The sequence below is a fragment of the Parasutterella muris genome, from assembly GCF_943193095.1.
Taxonomy (GTDB): Bacteria; Pseudomonadota; Gammaproteobacteria; order Burkholderiales; family Burkholderiaceae_F; genus Parasutterella; species Parasutterella muris.
Genome location: NZ_CALPCV010000020.1, coordinates 1 through 13,314 on the forward strand (window position 1 = coordinate 1; position 13,314 = coordinate 13,314).

General features: G+C 50.1%; 16 protein-coding genes. 7 read left to right on the forward strand and 9 right to left on the reverse strand.

The genetic code is table 11. The annotated features are described in order from the left end of the window. Positions 1–152 precede the first annotated feature (152 nt). Both NFR90_RS08015 and NFR90_RS08020 read right to left on the reverse strand, forming a co-directional pair. The gene (locus NFR90_RS08015) at positions 153–731 is read right to left on the reverse strand and encodes a chalcone isomerase family protein (RefSeq protein WP_251452138.1); all 579 of its coding nucleotides are present in this window, start codon (positions 729–731) and stop codon (positions 153–155) included. Beyond that, positions 710–1,132, reverse strand: a complete 423-nt coding sequence (locus NFR90_RS08020; protein ID WP_160334547.1) for a helix-turn-helix domain-containing protein — start codon at positions 1,130–1,132, stop codon at positions 710–712. Before NFR90_RS08020 ends, NFR90_RS08015 begins: the two co-directional genes overlap by 22 nt. A gap of 70 nt (positions 1,133–1,202) precedes the next feature. Between NFR90_RS08020 and NFR90_RS08025 the strand changes: the two genes are divergently transcribed. Beyond that, complete coding sequence (locus NFR90_RS08025) at positions 1,203–2,447, forward strand: NAD(P)/FAD-dependent oxidoreductase (protein WP_251452139.1); 1,245 nt, start codon at positions 1,203–1,205, stop codon at positions 2,445–2,447. Positions 2,448–2,498: 51 nt separating this feature from the next. Further along, the gene (locus NFR90_RS08030; RefSeq protein ID WP_251452140.1) at positions 2,499–4,004 is read left to right on the forward strand and encodes an NAD(P)H-hydrate dehydratase; all 1,506 of its coding nucleotides are present in this window, start codon (positions 2,499–2,501) and stop codon (positions 4,002–4,004) included. A gap of 34 nt (positions 4,005–4,038) precedes the next feature. Here the strand turns inward: NFR90_RS08030 and NFR90_RS08035 are convergent, their stop codons facing one another. Both NFR90_RS08035 and NFR90_RS08040 read right to left on the reverse strand, forming a co-directional pair. Further along, positions 4,039–5,028, reverse strand: a complete 990-nt coding sequence (locus NFR90_RS08035) for a tetratricopeptide repeat protein (protein WP_251452141.1) — start codon at positions 5,026–5,028, stop codon at positions 4,039–4,041. 4 nt (positions 5,029–5,032) lie between these two features. Beyond that, positions 5,033–5,497 (reverse strand): hypothetical protein, encoded by a 465-nt coding sequence (locus NFR90_RS08040; protein WP_251452142.1) that lies wholly within the window; start codon positions 5,495–5,497, stop codon positions 5,033–5,035. A gap of 243 nt (positions 5,498–5,740) precedes the next feature. Here NFR90_RS08040 and NFR90_RS08045 point away from each other — a divergent pair, with 243 nt between their 5' ends. After that, positions 5,741–6,178 (forward strand): hypothetical protein, encoded by a 438-nt coding sequence (locus tag NFR90_RS08045; RefSeq protein WP_160334542.1) that lies wholly within the window; start codon positions 5,741–5,743, stop codon positions 6,176–6,178. A gap of 13 nt (positions 6,179–6,191) precedes the next feature. On the opposite strand, the gene NFR90_RS08050 is transcribed toward NFR90_RS08045, so the two are convergent. The 3 genes from NFR90_RS08050 to NFR90_RS08060 form a co-directional block, all read right to left on the reverse strand. Continuing rightward, entirely contained in the window at positions 6,192–6,569 is a 378-nt protein-coding gene (locus NFR90_RS08050; RefSeq protein ID WP_160334541.1) for a Rid family detoxifying hydrolase, read from the reverse strand. An 85-nt stretch (positions 6,570–6,654) separates the two neighbouring features. Beyond that, positions 6,655–7,134, reverse strand: a complete 480-nt coding sequence (locus tag NFR90_RS08055) for a CreA family protein (RefSeq protein WP_251452144.1) — start codon at positions 7,132–7,134, stop codon at positions 6,655–6,657. A gap of 9 nt (positions 7,135–7,143) precedes the next feature. Continuing rightward, on the reverse strand, positions 7,144–8,355 hold the full coding sequence (locus NFR90_RS08060; protein ID WP_251452146.1) for an alpha/beta hydrolase: 1,212 nt from the start codon (positions 8,353–8,355) through the stop codon (positions 7,144–7,146). Between the two features lie 505 nt (positions 8,356–8,860). Here NFR90_RS08060 and thyA point away from each other — a divergent pair. The 3 genes from thyA (at position 8,861) to NFR90_RS08075 (ending at position 10,548) form a co-directional block, all read left to right on the forward strand. Continuing rightward, positions 8,861–9,664, forward strand: a complete 804-nt coding sequence (gene thyA / locus NFR90_RS08065; protein ID WP_160334539.1) for a thymidylate synthase — start codon at positions 8,861–8,863, stop codon at positions 9,662–9,664. A 21-nt stretch (positions 9,665–9,685) separates the two neighbouring features. Next, on the forward strand, positions 9,686–10,192 hold the full coding sequence (locus NFR90_RS08070; protein WP_251452147.1) for a dihydrofolate reductase: 507 nt from the start codon (positions 9,686–9,688) through the stop codon (positions 10,190–10,192). Positions 10,193–10,254: 62 nt separating this feature from the next. Beyond that, positions 10,255–10,548, forward strand: a complete 294-nt coding sequence (locus tag NFR90_RS08075; RefSeq protein WP_160334537.1) for a 4Fe-4S ferredoxin — start codon at positions 10,255–10,257, stop codon at positions 10,546–10,548. 6 nt (positions 10,549–10,554) lie between these two features. Here the strand turns inward: NFR90_RS08075 and NFR90_RS08080 are convergent, their stop codons facing one another. After that, complete coding sequence (locus NFR90_RS08080; RefSeq protein ID WP_251452148.1) at positions 10,555–11,394, reverse strand: carboxymethylenebutenolidase; 840 nt, start codon at positions 11,392–11,394, stop codon at positions 10,555–10,557. Between the two features lie 12 nt (positions 11,395–11,406). Continuing rightward, positions 11,407–11,985, reverse strand: a complete 579-nt coding sequence (locus NFR90_RS08085) for a hypothetical protein (protein ID WP_160334535.1) — start codon at positions 11,983–11,985, stop codon at positions 11,407–11,409. Between the two features lie 218 nt (positions 11,986–12,203). Between NFR90_RS08085 and NFR90_RS08090 the strand changes: the two genes are divergently transcribed. After that, positions 12,204–13,271, forward strand: a complete 1,068-nt coding sequence (locus NFR90_RS08090; protein WP_251452149.1) for a C45 family autoproteolytic acyltransferase/hydrolase — start codon at positions 12,204–12,206, stop codon at positions 13,269–13,271. Positions 13,272–13,314 lie beyond the last annotated feature (43 nt).

Here is a 13,314-nt window from a genome sequence, read left to right on the forward strand (position 1 = left end):
ATCGTTGTTGATGAACAGCACCTGCTCACACAGGCTGAATGGGATGCCATCTTCAACACTCAGAACCTGATCAATCCGAAGTTCGTTAAGTAATTAGACGAATCCTAAACGGATAACAGACCGCCCGTTCATTATGAACGGGCGGTGTTTTTTTATTTAATGTCGAGAAGCTCGTCTCTCAGTTCGCTCTCAAGCGCGTTCTTTCCGAGCCAAATAGAAAGCACCGCATCGTAAACCGCTTTGCCCCGCACCGGGTTGCCCATCAGCTGGCGGTTGTAATAAACAAAAGTTCCTCTGGACGGAATCCAATCCACGTCCACCACATCTCCGGGTTCCAAATTGGAGAGGTCTTTCATAAACTCCTCAATCTGGCTGAGCTCATTGGAAATAAAATCTCTGGAGGTCTCGTTGGTATTCTCAGAGATGCCGGCATGCAGGGAATCAATAAATTTTGAGGCGTCCAGCGGACTTAAAATGACAATCTCGGCTCTTCGTGCGCCGAGCAGGGCGCGTGCGGTATCTTCGCGCTGTGTTTTTTCCGGAAGATAGAGTCCTAACGCGTAAATCTTTTTATCGCCGATCGTCCGAACCCCGGCTCCGTTCAGAACCAAGGAATGTCTGCCTAATTTAACTCGTCCAGCAAATTCATAGCCTTCAACGGAAATAGGCTCATTTTTTTTGCCGGTAAGCAAATTAATAATTCCGTCAATTAGGCTTTCTTTGTCTGACATCCTGTTTTCTCCTTTTGCCTCATCTCAAGATACTGAGCAAAATCTTTTGCGATTTCGATCATTTCTTCCTTTTTGAGTCCGCATAATTCTTTCATAAAAACAATCGAGATACCCTTATCCGTCGGAATCTCAATTGTGGTGATCGGCTCTCCGATCTCCTTTTTGTTTAGTTTATCGCGCAGGCTCTCTTTTTTAATCTCAAGGATACGATTCAGCGTCAGGCCTTCCTCCTGAAGCTTCTTAATATTGCGTACCTGATCGAGGTGATGTGTTCCGTATCGGGCGTTTCGAGTTTCGCCTGTCGGCTTATCTAAAACCCCGCTGGAAACGTAATATCTCAAGGTTCGCACGCTAACCCCGGTTGCCTGTGATAGCTCGTCGATAGTCAGCAGTGATTTCATGCCACTTTCCATTTGAGAGAACCCGCTAAAAGCGATTAAAATACCGATACATTATAAGAGGTTAGACTGAATGCATATCATCGTTGTCGGAGTAGGAATTACCGGAATTGCTTGCGCGCATAACTTGCTCAGGCACGGCCATACCGTCACGCTTATCGAAACTGCGTCCACCCCCAATCAGGAATGCAGTTTCGGATTAGCCGGATATATGGGACCAGAAGGCGTACAGATGCTGTGCTCGCCCTTTAAAGATAAGGCGGGCCTGGCTTCTATTTTTGCAAAAACCCGCCGCCTCAGCTGGGATGTATCCATCAAACAGATTAAATTCCTTAACGCGCTCGCCAACGCCAGAAGCGCCGATGTGTGGAAAAACAACCGTGATTCACTGCTGCAGCTTGCCCGCTACAGTGTCGGTCTGACCGAATTCATTTCTCGAGTGGAAAGTCTGTCTTTCGAACAGGTCTACGGAACGCTTCGTGTCTATACCAATAACCAGACGTGGGAGGAAGCTCATAAAGAGGAACGACCGGAAAAGAACGGAGAATGGCTCTCGGCCGATGAAGCAAAACGAATTGACCCGAGTCTCGAAGATGTTCCGGAACCTTTCCCGGGCGCGTTTTATATTCCTCAGGAACTCTCCGGAAACGCCTCTTATTTCGCAAAGCAGATTCAGACATTCAACATCGCGCACAAGAATCTCACAATGATGTACCACACCAAGGTAGAGGCTCTTGTGACCGGAGAAAATCATACCGTGACCGGTGTCAAGACCGACAAAGGCGAGATTTCAGCCGACGCGGTGATTCTCAGCAATAACCTCGGCGCCCCCGCGCTCTTTAAACCGCTGTTCGATCTGCCCGTCATGACCCTTACAGGCTGGACTATCACGGCTAAAATTGATCCGATGAATGTTCCGCCGATGCACACGGTCAGCTTCGACAACAAAGATGTATTGGTCACAAAACTCGGACAAAGGCTTCGCGTCTGCGGCCGCTACTGGCTTGGCGACGTCACTCAGGAAATGACCGACAAAATCATAGAAGAGCTCTATGAAAGCGCCTGCAAGCTTTTGCCCATGTCGGCCGTATGGAGCGACTCTACCAATTGGATGGGTCAGTGCCTGGTGCATCCGGACAGCCTGCCGTCCTGCGGTGAAACCCCCTATAAAGGCCTGTACCTGAACATCTGCCACGGCCTCAACGGCTGGTCTCTTGCAGAGGGCTGCGCTGAAATGCTGAGCAGAATTGTTGCAGGCGCGCAGCCTGATATCGACCCCACGCCTTACAGTCCGATGCGCTTTTTAAAGAAAAATTAGTCTTTAAGCAGACCCGTAAATCTTGCTCAAGTTTTATAAAAGGATTCATACATGTCCGTTTCATTATTGGAAATAGCTCAGCTTCGTGAGCTGGAAGAAAAATATGCCCGTATTCTCGGCCCCGACGTCCTGATGCAGAGGGCAGGGAAAGCCGCCGCGGAATATATCCGCGAACTTCATCCCGAAACCTGCCCGGTCACGGTGATCTGCGGTCCGGGAAACAACGGCGGCGACGGATATGTCTGCGCAAAAATTCTTTCGGAACTCGGCTATCAGGTGAGCGTCGTCAATGTCGGAGGGAAGACTCCGAAAACGGAACAGGCAAAAGAGGCGCTTGCCGCTTGGGAAGCGACCGGTGCGACAATTTATACCGATCCTTACGACACCCCGAAAGCGCAGATTGTCGTGGACGCGCTTTTTGGAATCGGACAGACCAGAGCGCTCGTCGGAGAATATCTGGACGCGGCGATGTGGTTCAATGAAAGAAGAGCGCTGCATGTCTCCCTGGATATTCCGACGGGGCTTGATGCTCAGACAGGCAACTGGGTCGGTGGACGAGCCGGTTGCCGCGCTGACGCAACCATTACTTTCCTCAGCGGAAAACCCGGCCTCTATACTTCAATCGGTAAAGACGCCTGCGGAGAAGTTCAGGTTGAAAACCTCGGCATCTCCATTCCGCTCACAAAAATCAATCTGACTGAAGTTAAGGATTTCAAGCACGTCTGTGCTTCCAGAACCAAAAACACGTCTAAAGCGGATTACGGACGCGTCGGCGTTATCGGCGGCGGAAAAGGAACCGTCGGCGCGGCCCTCATTGCCGCGCGCAGCGCGCTTTACATGGGCGCAGGCCGCGTCTACGTCGAACTTGTTGAAGAGAAGATGGATCTTGATCCGTCGGTTCCCGAGCTGATGTTCCGTGACAAACTTGACCTTTCCGAAATGGATGCCGTCGTCATCGGATGCGGACTCGGCTTCTCGGAAAAAGCTAAGGCAAGGTTCATTGAATGTCTGCAGTCGGACGCCGCGCTTGTCATTGACGCGGACGCGCTGACCATGGTCGCGGGCGACGAAGAGCTTCTCTCTCTTGTGACACACCGCCGTGCGCATACCGTGATTACGCCGCATAATGCCGAGGCGGCCAGAATCCTCGGCTGCCCGCTAGAAGAAATTACAGCGGATCGTCTGAACCGCGCTTTGGATCTGTCGGTGCTTACCGGCGCCGTCACAGTCTTAAAAGGCGCTGGAACCATTGTCTGTCAGAGAAGCTCCATCAGCTGGATCAATCCGACCGGCACACCGGCCCTGGCAACTGCGGGTTCCGGAGATGCGCTCTCAGGCATGATCGCGGCGATGTTTGCTCAGCGCTACGAACTGATGGACTGTGTGCTTTCTGCGGTCTACCTGCACGGTTTAGCCGCTGAAGGATGCGACAGCGGAATTTTAGCTTCCGATATTGCGCCGACGGCTGCGGAATTCCTGCAGGCACTGCGTGATTCTTATCGCGAACATTTCCACCCGCTGCGAGAACGTACTGACCCCGTAAGCTGGGAAGACTAAAGGGAAGGGCCGGAGGATTTCTCCGGCTTTATTTTTATGCCGCGCGCTTTTGGCGCCGCTTGATGAGCGCAGCCACAACTTCTTCGGAGCTTGGCATCGAAGCGATCGCGGCCGCTTCCATCAGCTCTTCGCGCTGCGCGGTTTTTCTGAGTTTTTCCAGACGCCTCTGAGCTCTCCAGTCTGAACGTGTTGCGGCCATATGCGCGTAGACCACCGCGCTGACATAATCCTTGGGCGCAAAGCGGCCTGAAGACCAGAATGCGCTTAATTCATTCAGGCAGGCGATATCTTCGATGAGCGCGCCTTCCTCCAAGAATCCGAGCGCCTTTTCGACGGCAGGAGTGCGATGCTCGAGCCAGTAGCGTGCGATGGCAAGCAGGCAGTAGGGAATTTTGGCTTCCGCGCCTTTAAAGAGCCATCTCAGACAGAGTCTCGGATTCGGCATGGGCCCTTGAGAAGAGAGCCGTATCATGCGCTCTACGGCTCGCTTTTCGCCTTTAAAGGCGGCCTCACTAAAAAAGCGCTCGGCAATTTCCGGATTTTTCTCCGTTCCGATACCCAAGTCATAGGCTTCGGCAAGCGCAAAGATCGCTTCCGGAAATTTTTCTCTCGCCGCAATGCGAAGCCAGGCAAAGGACTCCTGAAGATTCTTTTGTGTGCCGAACCCTTCGCGAAGCGCCATCGCTAAATGAAATTTGGCGCGGGATTCACCGAGAACAGCGGCTTTTCTGAAAAGTTCAGCCGCACGTTTTTCATTTTTCTCCAGAAGCTCACCGGTCGCATACAGCATTCCCAAAAGATCAAGAGAGGCGGCATGTTCTTCATTGGCGGCGCTTTCAAGATATTTAAGCGCCGTATGCGGCTCGGAAATCAGCAGATTTCTTGCTTCCTTGAAGCGCTCTTCCGGAGCCTGAGGTTCTTCTCGAACACTGAGAAACGCATAAGGATCGAAAGCGCCCGGCTGCGCGGCCGTTTTTGTTTTAAGCGGCGCAAGGTTAGGGAGCTTGTCGAAATAACTGCTCATACGGTTAAGGCTTGACGATATCGGCGCTGATAATGCCGGAAGCCAGAAGACCGATAATGTAAGTCAGAGAAATGGCCATCCACAGCAGAAGACCCGCGGCGCCGAGCATGATCGGCTTGCCCCAAAGTTTGTGATGGTAATCGCCGCCGTAACGCTCTTTAACGGCTTTGACCTGTTTCCAGCCTGAAGTCACAATCCAGAGAATGTAAACAATGAGATAGGATCCGAAGAAATAGAATTCAGAAAATTCGCTTTCAGGAAGCCAGGGTTCGGCAAATAAATATCCGCCCATGTAAACAAACCCCAGGAAGACCCATAATCCGCAGGTTGATGTCTCATCCGCTTCGCCCATATCGCTCCAATTCGTGCGCTGCAGGAACGCTCCGAAAATCGGAGTAAATAAAAATGACCAAATAATGGTCCAAAGAGGATTCCAAAGCGCGATTGGCAGATGACTAGACTTATTCATTGTTGAAAGCATCAGATTGAAAATAAAGCGTTATTTTATACGCTTCTGCCGAGTCCGCTTATCTGAAAATGTTTCAGAAACGATACCATCCGCTATTACAGGCGCTTCTAAGCCGTGCTGCCGATGTTGAATTATTGACTCCAGTATATTAGCATCGAAAAAGTTAGCTATTCTTCAGACAAAGCTTTTCGCCTGAGAAACAAATTTCGGTCTTTATAAAAAGACCATTGTTAAGGATGCTTCATGCTTAAAAAAATATTTTGCGGTTTATCGTTAGGCCTGCCGATTCTTCTTTCCGGCTGCGCAGGCGATGACCCCGGATACTACATTACCGATTCCTTCGGATTCGACACAGTGTGCATCGTCGACAATAAAAATGTTCCTCCCGCGTTTTTTATCGCTTTAAGACAAGCTGTCGCCGATAAAGGACTGACCGTCAGAACGGTCGCAAAGGCTGAGAAGAGCTGTCCTGCCGTCATTGTTTACGACGCAAAATACACAAAAAAGGTTCCGTACTTAGTCGACGCCAAACTTATGCTTATTCACGAGATCGGCAGTACGGACATTGTGAACCTAAAAAAATACGGATCTTCCGACTCGCTCAGAGATAATCTCAAGGACGACGAGCCGGCGATCCGCGATATGGTCAATCGTCTCCTGCCAAGAAGCACGCCTTGGTAGGAGCGCGTAACCGTTAGTCGAGCACTACTGTCGCTTCAACTTCAACCAAACCGCCTTTCGGAAGTGCGGAGATCTGCACACAGCTTCTTGCGGGATAGGGCGCTGTGAAGATTTCGGACATGACCTTATTCACTGTCGCGAAGTTTGCCAAGTCGGTTAAGAAAACGGTCTGACGAACGATGTTGGAGGGTTTTCCGCCTGCAGCTTCCACCAGAGCGAAAACATTTCTGAATGCCTGGCGGCACTGCGCTTCAAAAGACTCAGCAAGTTCTCCGGAAACCGGATCAAGGCCGAGCTGACCGGAAAGGAACACGGTTTTTCCGGCCTTAATACCGGCAGAATATGTGCCCACAGCGGCAGGGGCTTTGTCTGTGACAACAACTTCACTCATTTACGTTCTCCGTTAAATTGATCCGCTTGACAGCGGGTTGGTAATTAAATTGGACACCGAATTGGAAATCGGCTTTAACTATAGCTTATTTCTGCTGCCGGTAGCCTTCCGGTTTATATGCCTTAGTCCCCCAGAGCGGCACCGAGGAAAGCGAATGCTTAAAGCTTCCGTTGGCGATCTTGGTGGAGTAGCCGAGGTAGACCAGAGTCTGATGCTTCATATCGAAAATCCTTCGGATACGGAGCGTTTTAAAGAACACGCTCTGACTCTTCTTAAACACCACTTCACCGTCGGAGCTGTGGTCGATGCCTGCGATCATCTCAGGCGTGATTTCTCCGGTCTGCACACAGGTCACAGCGCTGTTTGAAGGATCAGAGAGCTGCAGAGGAGAATTGATATAGGCAACGTGGCAGGTGATGCCCGGTACCTGAGGATCGACAAAAGATTCCAGTTTGATGTCTTTAAACGTAAAGAGTCCGAGCGAAACGCTTGCGACTTCTTTATCCGAACATCCGGCCAAAAGTACAGCGGCGGCCGAAACTGCAGCTAATAGTGTCTTTTTCACAAAAATTTCCTATGGTTCGCGACTCGATTCAGAAGGCTTAATGATGCCAGAATCGGCCGTCTTGGAGGGGACAGAACTGAGCACTTTGAGTATCTCTGCGGCCTGCCAATTGTAATAAGGGTTGAACGTGAGACGCGCGAACGGATGAGTTCCGTCGTGTGTGCCCCAGGCTCCGTACCAGACTTCTTTGCTTTCACGGCATTTTTTAATATCCTCGGCGCTCATGCTGTTGCGGCAGAAACGGTATTTGCCGTTTGCCCCGTACCAGGGATTATCCGGCGAATAGGACATAGACATATGCGCAAAAGACTTGATGCGCTCCTCAGGAAGATAATCGGTCTTAACGATTACCTTTTCCGAGAGCTTCAAATCCTTCGGCACAGAACCGTACCAAATGATTTTTGAAGCGGGATTGGCGAGCTGCCGGTCAAAAAGCGGGAGCAGGTCCTGTGTATCCACCACGCTGTCGTGCTCGGTCATCATCACGACAACCGGGATATCGAGTTTCTTCTCTTTTAAAAGCGCATCGGCGTCGTCCATCGTATGCTTGAACGCCACGATCGCATCCAGCGGCACGTTGTTGTATTTAAACGGGCCCATGTTGTAAGTGGTCTCATCGGGCTTTCTGAGCCAGGTAACGAACAGATTCACAAAGGGCGCGAGAGGCAGAAGAGAAGTTCGCACTTTTACCGCAGGCGAAAATAGAATCAGTCCGGAGACGTCCTTATACTTCTCCGCGTATGAGATCGCAAGATTGCAGCCGGTAGAGAAGCCCGCGATCCAAATATCCTTGTATTTTTCCTTTAACAGGTCCATTTGCTCGTTCACGGCCCGAGTCCAGTCCTCGGATGTGACGCCGATCATGTCCTGAGGTTTGGTTCCGTGTCCCGGAAGAAGGATTGCACGGACCAGATAGCCCTGATCAGCGAGCGTGCGCGCGAAGTCATGATAGGTCCAAGGCGAATCCCCGAGACCGTGGATCATGAGAATCGCTTTGCCGTTCGGATGTTTCGGAACAATTTCGAAAGGAGAATTGCCTTCAATTTCCGCGGTTTTATCGTCGGTGACAAAGTGGCGGTTTTCTGCAACAAAAGCTTTCGTCTGAAGCTCGTAGCTGTAGAACGAGTTCTGTCCGAGCGGCATCTGATGCTGAGCCGTCTGAGAGCAGGCTGCCAGAGAAAAGCCCAAAGCGGCGGAAAGGAAAATAACTCGAAATTTCACGTTTTAATTTTCGAAGGAATATTAAAAATGCAATATCGCAATTATCAAGGAAATTAAGGTCTGTAACGCCTCACGCGCACGAAATACGCATCAGAAGAAAAGCGGGCAAAAAAATAGGCCCGGTCTGCTCGAAGGGGCCTCGTCAAAACTATCTAGGAGGAAAACTGAGGACGTTTGCGCGTTCTCATTGATTGACATCGTATAGGGAAAGCAAAGAAAGAGGTGAATGCAAATATTTCTGATGCAAGCGATTGTAAGCTCGCTACCTAAACTTCCTTCTTTTGTTACATTTACGGCAGTTTTATTACCAATTATTCAATGAGTTTCGGATTCAAATCGAAATACTTTGTCCTCCATCCTGACTCTTCAGCGATCTCTTTCTCCTGCCTTAGCTATAGTCCTGATGATGCTTTATCCCCCGTGTTTATATGAACTGCCTTTTTCGTTAGAATGGTGATTCCTTTGAAAACACATCAACAGATTAAATATGTAAAGGACACCGGACATGATGAAGTCGAATCAGTATGAAACGTTTATGAAAGATGTCTATGAACACGGCCTCAGCAAATCTGACCGCACGGGCACCGGCACACGTTCTCTGTTCGGCTATCAGATGCGTTTTAATCTGCAGGAAGGTTTTCCGCTGGTCACAACGAAAAAACTGCATACCCGCTCGATTATTCACGAGCTGCTTTGGTTCCTGCGCGGCGACTCCAATATTAAATATCTGCACGACAATAAAGTCACGATTTGGGACGAGTGGGCAGACGAAAACGGAGACCTCGGCCCCGTTTACGGTGTGCAGTGGCGCAGCTGGCCGGCAGCCGACGGCCGCCATATTGACCAAATCAGCAATGTCATCGAACAGATTAAGACCAATCCGGATTCCCGCCGACTCGTCGTGTCGGCTTGGAACGTCGGAGAGGTGGACAAGATGGCGCTGCCGCCTTGTCATATGTTCTTCCAGTTCTACGTCGCCGAGGGCAGACTGTCCTGTCAGCTCTATCAGAGAAGCTGTGACATTTTCCTCGGTGTTCCGTTCAATATCGCCAGCTACTCGCTGCTCACCTGCATGATTGCGCAGCAGTGCGGTCTTGAGCCGGGGGACTTTGTATGGACGGGCGGGGACTGCCATATCTACAACAACCATTTTGAACAGGTCGAACTTCAGCTCTCTCGCGAACCTCGGCCGTATCCTAAACTTATTATCAAACGCAAGCCGGACTCGATATTCGACTATAAATTTGAAGATTTTGAGTTCATCGACTACGATCCGTGGCCGGCCATTAAAGCACCTATCGCAGTTTGATTCTCAACGGAACTTTTCTTCATGAAACCTCATATCAGTCTTATTGTTGCAAGAAGCCAAAACGGCGTCATCGGAAAAGACGGCAAGCTGCCCTGGCATTTCCCGGAAGATCTGAAGTTTTTTAAACAGATCACGATCGGCAAACCCATCATCATGGGTCGGCACACCTGGGAGTCGATTGGACGGCCGCTGCCCGGAAGACGCAACGTCGTGGTCACACGGCAGCCGGACTACAAGGCCGATAAAGCCGAAGTCGTCCATTCTCTGGAAGATGCAGTCAAACTTTTTACGCCGAACGACAATATCTTTATTATCGGCGGCGCAAACCTTTATCGTCAGGCGCTCCCCATTGTGGACACCGCCTGGATCACTGAAATTCTGCAGGATTTTGAAGGTGACACCACGTTTGACGGTCTGGATTTACATGACTGGAAGCGTGTCTGGGTTGAAGAGCATCCCGCAGGCGAGTCAGGTCCCTGGGCATACCGCTTCCAGCGCTTTGACCGCATTCGGCACTCTACGTATTAAAACCAATGCCGCACGGCGCTTGCGCGCTATAAAATATCGGACTGATATCGGAGAGAAAAAATATGGCAAAAGAATTAATGCAGATTGAAATTGACAGCGGACTCAAGAAGGAGTTCCTGGAATGCATCAATCATGCCTATAAAGGAAAAACAGAAGAAGGCATCATTGACCTCATTCGCATCTACGTTGAACGCGCCAAAGGATCTCCGCGTCAGAAAGAAATCAAGAGCAAAGTTCAGCAGTTTGTTTTTGAGGGCGACGCCAAGAGCGGCATTACTCCTCTGGAAATCGAAAAGCTGGTCCTCAATAAGACGGATGAGGATATTGAAGCAGCTCGTCTGGATAAAAGCAAATAACGCAGACTAATCGAGGGCGCTCGCGGCCTGTTTGATCAGTTCGACATCCACGCCGTCTTCTCTGAGCCGATCCTCAACTCGATCCATCGTTTCATCAAAGCGCGGGTTTAAAGCCGCGTTTTGCCATAATTCAGAGACTTCCTGTGTGCAGAGCCTTCTGTCAGCCGGCGTGTAGCTAACCTCTTCAATAACGGTTGTGCGGCACACTGAGTCTTCAGCAAGCAGTTTTGCGGAAACAATTGCCATATAAGCCATCATGGCGTAGGTCGGCATATTCGGATCCGTGATCTTTTCGCCTTTCAAATATCGATGGATGACATTTTCCACCTGCGCGGCCTTTGACGCTTCAAACTGTCCGAGCGGGATACAGTCGCCAAAAGAAGCTTCTTTATCTCCGATCTCGTCAATACGGCAGTAAAAGCCATGGCGTCTTCCCGGAAAAACATCCTTCAGAAGACTTTTGTCAGAGTCGACAGAGGTGCTGAGCGTAATGGTGTAAGAAGGATTCTTAACCGTATAAATGATTTTTTCTCGGTCTCCGACCACACGAAAAACGTTGGAATTAATAATGCCGTACTTTCCAACATAGCGATCGGACGCTTTTTTTGCATCCGCCGCGGCAAATTTCGCAAACGGTTTTGCCCGAAGGTAAAAAACCTTCGGGTTTTCAAATAAAGATGAGGTTCCTGTATTAATAAACCCTTCAATCTGCTCCTGCGCGAACGCCTGAATCAGATAGGACTCAAGCGGGGAGAGCTGGTAACCCGACGCGAATGCAGCCGCGGGCGCAAAGCCTAAAAGCGCGGCTGCCGCCTTAGTCAGTGAGAATTTAATACAGGAATTCATGATTCTGCAAAATTACCAGCGGCGATCGGCGATCTTCATCTGCTGTTCATCCACGAAGAACCAGAAGTCCTTTTCGTTCAGAGTAATTCTGTGGACAACAAGCCCGGTATCGGCGTCCTGATATTCAAACACGACATTAATCGGCTGATTGGATAAGAATTGGTTTTCCGCCTGAGCGCAGAGATCTTCAAAATTGATGCTCGGCATATCCCAGGGATCTCCGTCGTCCACATCAAGAAGGTTGCCCCTGAAGCGCGGATGACACATCAGAAACTTAAGCACGTCAGCCAAACGCTCTGTCGGAATAACCCACAGATTAAGACCGCCGTTTTCCGTTAAATTCTTAAATACATTCTTCACGAACGCGTCAAGCTCAATGTCATCGGGAACAGTCAGGACGTCATTTAAGCCCATCGGATCGTCCGCATGAGTTTCGTACCACTGCTGACCGGTGGTTGTCATCGGTCCCTCAAGCTTCATTCTCAAGTCGTCAAAAGCAATAAATCCCATCGCGAAGGGATTGGCGTTGCCGACCTTGCGTGCACTCGCAGCCAGCTTTGTAATTAGTTCTTTTTTTGTCATTCGGCTCATTGATTCATCCCTCACTATCTATATATATTTTCAAAAGCTTAGCATCTTAACAATTTGTAACGCCGCTTCTGTGTCCATAACGAGTATTGAATTCTAGTAGTTTTCCGTCGCTTCGGAGTCCGATAAGATGCGATTTTTCAAACTGCCGGATAAAACCGATCGGAAAGCGTTTTCGACGTAAAATTTTCTTTGTTTCGAATCCAAACGGTTCAGAAAAAATGACTCATTTATATATAAAGATGAGCGGCACGCCGTATGAACGCGGGCTGCTGTACGGCACTCAGGCCAAAGAGCTCATTCACAAACTGATTGAAGAATACAAGCTGCTTTTTGACAAAGAGAATCACATTGCCTGGGAAACCGCGTACAAGAAAGCCGCCGCTTTCGAGGAACCGATCCGCGCGTTCCGTCCGGATTTGATTGAGGAAATGAAGGGCATCGCCGACGGCGCGGGGATCGATCTGCAGACCGTGCTTGTGTTGAACTGCCGATCGGAAATCATGTTCACGGACATTCCATCTAACGAAGACGCCTGCACCGTGATCGGTGTTCCGCCGGAAGTCTCCAAAAACGGCCATACACTGCTCGCACAGAACTGGGACTGGTGGACGGTCGGCGAGGGCACAACCGTGCTGCTTGAAGTAGAGCAGGAAGGATATGCCAAGTCGCTCATCGTCACTGAAGCGGGTCTTGTCGGCGGCAAAGGATTAAATGAATACGGTGTTGCGCTCTCCATGAACGCAATGAGTGTCAACGGCGGGAAAGTCGGAGTGCCGCTTCAGGTCGTTCTGCGCGCCGCTCTTTCCTGTTCGACCGTACCCAAGGCGATCGACTGTATCGCTAAATGTCCGAGAGCAGGGTGCGCCTGCGTTGGACTTGCCTCTTGGGACGGCGAACTTGTGATGGTTGAGTATGCACCGAATGATTTGGACATTCTTCTCAGCGACGGCAAAGCGCTCTGCCACACCAATCACTGGCAGTCTCTGAAGATGATTCTCGGACCGGAAGCGCGCAACTATTCCTATATCTCCACCTTTACACGCCTGGACCGCGCTCGCAGACTGACCAAAGACAAGAAAAAGCTCACACCGAAAAAACTCTTTGCCATCCTGTCCGATCATGCCGGATACCCCGACGGTATCTGCCGTCACGATGGCCCGGATCTTCCGTATTACCACTGCCACAGCTCGCTCTGGTCAATGGTGATTGATACGGTCACAAGAACGCTCTACATCACGGACGGCACGCCGTGCAAGGCTAAACCGGAAAAATACGTCCTGAAATGATATGTCAGAGGCTCCGCTGAAAGACGCGGAGCGCTATGATCTC

Bases quoted from the DNA above. Each gene is read 5' to 3' on its own strand.
- NFR90_RS08050 (WP_160334541.1), bottom strand. From the start codon at position 6,569: ATGAGTGAAGTTGTTGTCACAGACAAAGCCCCTGCCGCTGTGGGCACA.
- thyA (WP_160334539.1), top strand. From the start codon at position 8,861: ATGATGAAGTCGAATCAGTATGAAACGTTTATGAAAGATGTCTATGAA.
- NFR90_RS08045 (WP_160334542.1), top strand. From the start codon at position 5,741: ATGCTTAAAAAAATATTTTGCGGTTTATCGTTAGGCCTGCCGATTCTT.
- NFR90_RS08030 (WP_251452140.1), top strand. From the start codon at position 2,499: ATGTCCGTTTCATTATTGGAAATAGCTCAGCTTCGTGAGCTGGAAGAA.
- NFR90_RS08040 (WP_251452142.1), bottom strand. From the start codon at position 5,497: ATGAATAAGTCTAGTCATCTGCCAATCGCGCTTTGGAATCCTCTTTGG.
- NFR90_RS08025 (WP_251452139.1), top strand. From the start codon at position 1,203: ATGCATATCATCGTTGTCGGAGTAGGAATTACCGGAATTGCTTGCGCG.
- NFR90_RS08080 (WP_251452148.1), bottom strand. From the start codon at position 11,394: ATGAATTCCTGTATTAAATTCTCACTGACTAAGGCGGCAGCCGCGCTT.
- NFR90_RS08020 (WP_160334547.1), bottom strand. From the start codon at position 1,132: ATGAAATCACTGCTGACTATCGACGAGCTATCACAGGCAACCGGGGTT.
- NFR90_RS08085 (WP_160334535.1), bottom strand. From the start codon at position 11,985: ATGAGCCGAATGACAAAAAAAGAACTAATTACAAAGCTGGCTGCGAGT.
- NFR90_RS08075 (WP_160334537.1), top strand. From the start codon at position 10,255: ATGGCAAAAGAATTAATGCAGATTGAAATTGACAGCGGACTCAAGAAG.
- NFR90_RS08035 (WP_251452141.1), bottom strand. From the start codon at position 5,028: ATGAGCAGTTATTTCGACAAGCTCCCTAACCTTGCGCCGCTTAAAACA.
- NFR90_RS08090 (WP_251452149.1), top strand. From the start codon at position 12,204: ATGACTCATTTATATATAAAGATGAGCGGCACGCCGTATGAACGCGGG.
- NFR90_RS08070 (WP_251452147.1), top strand. From the start codon at position 9,686: ATGAAACCTCATATCAGTCTTATTGTTGCAAGAAGCCAAAACGGCGTC.
- NFR90_RS08015 (WP_251452138.1), bottom strand. From the start codon at position 731: ATGTCAGACAAAGAAAGCCTAATTGACGGAATTATTAATTTGCTTACC.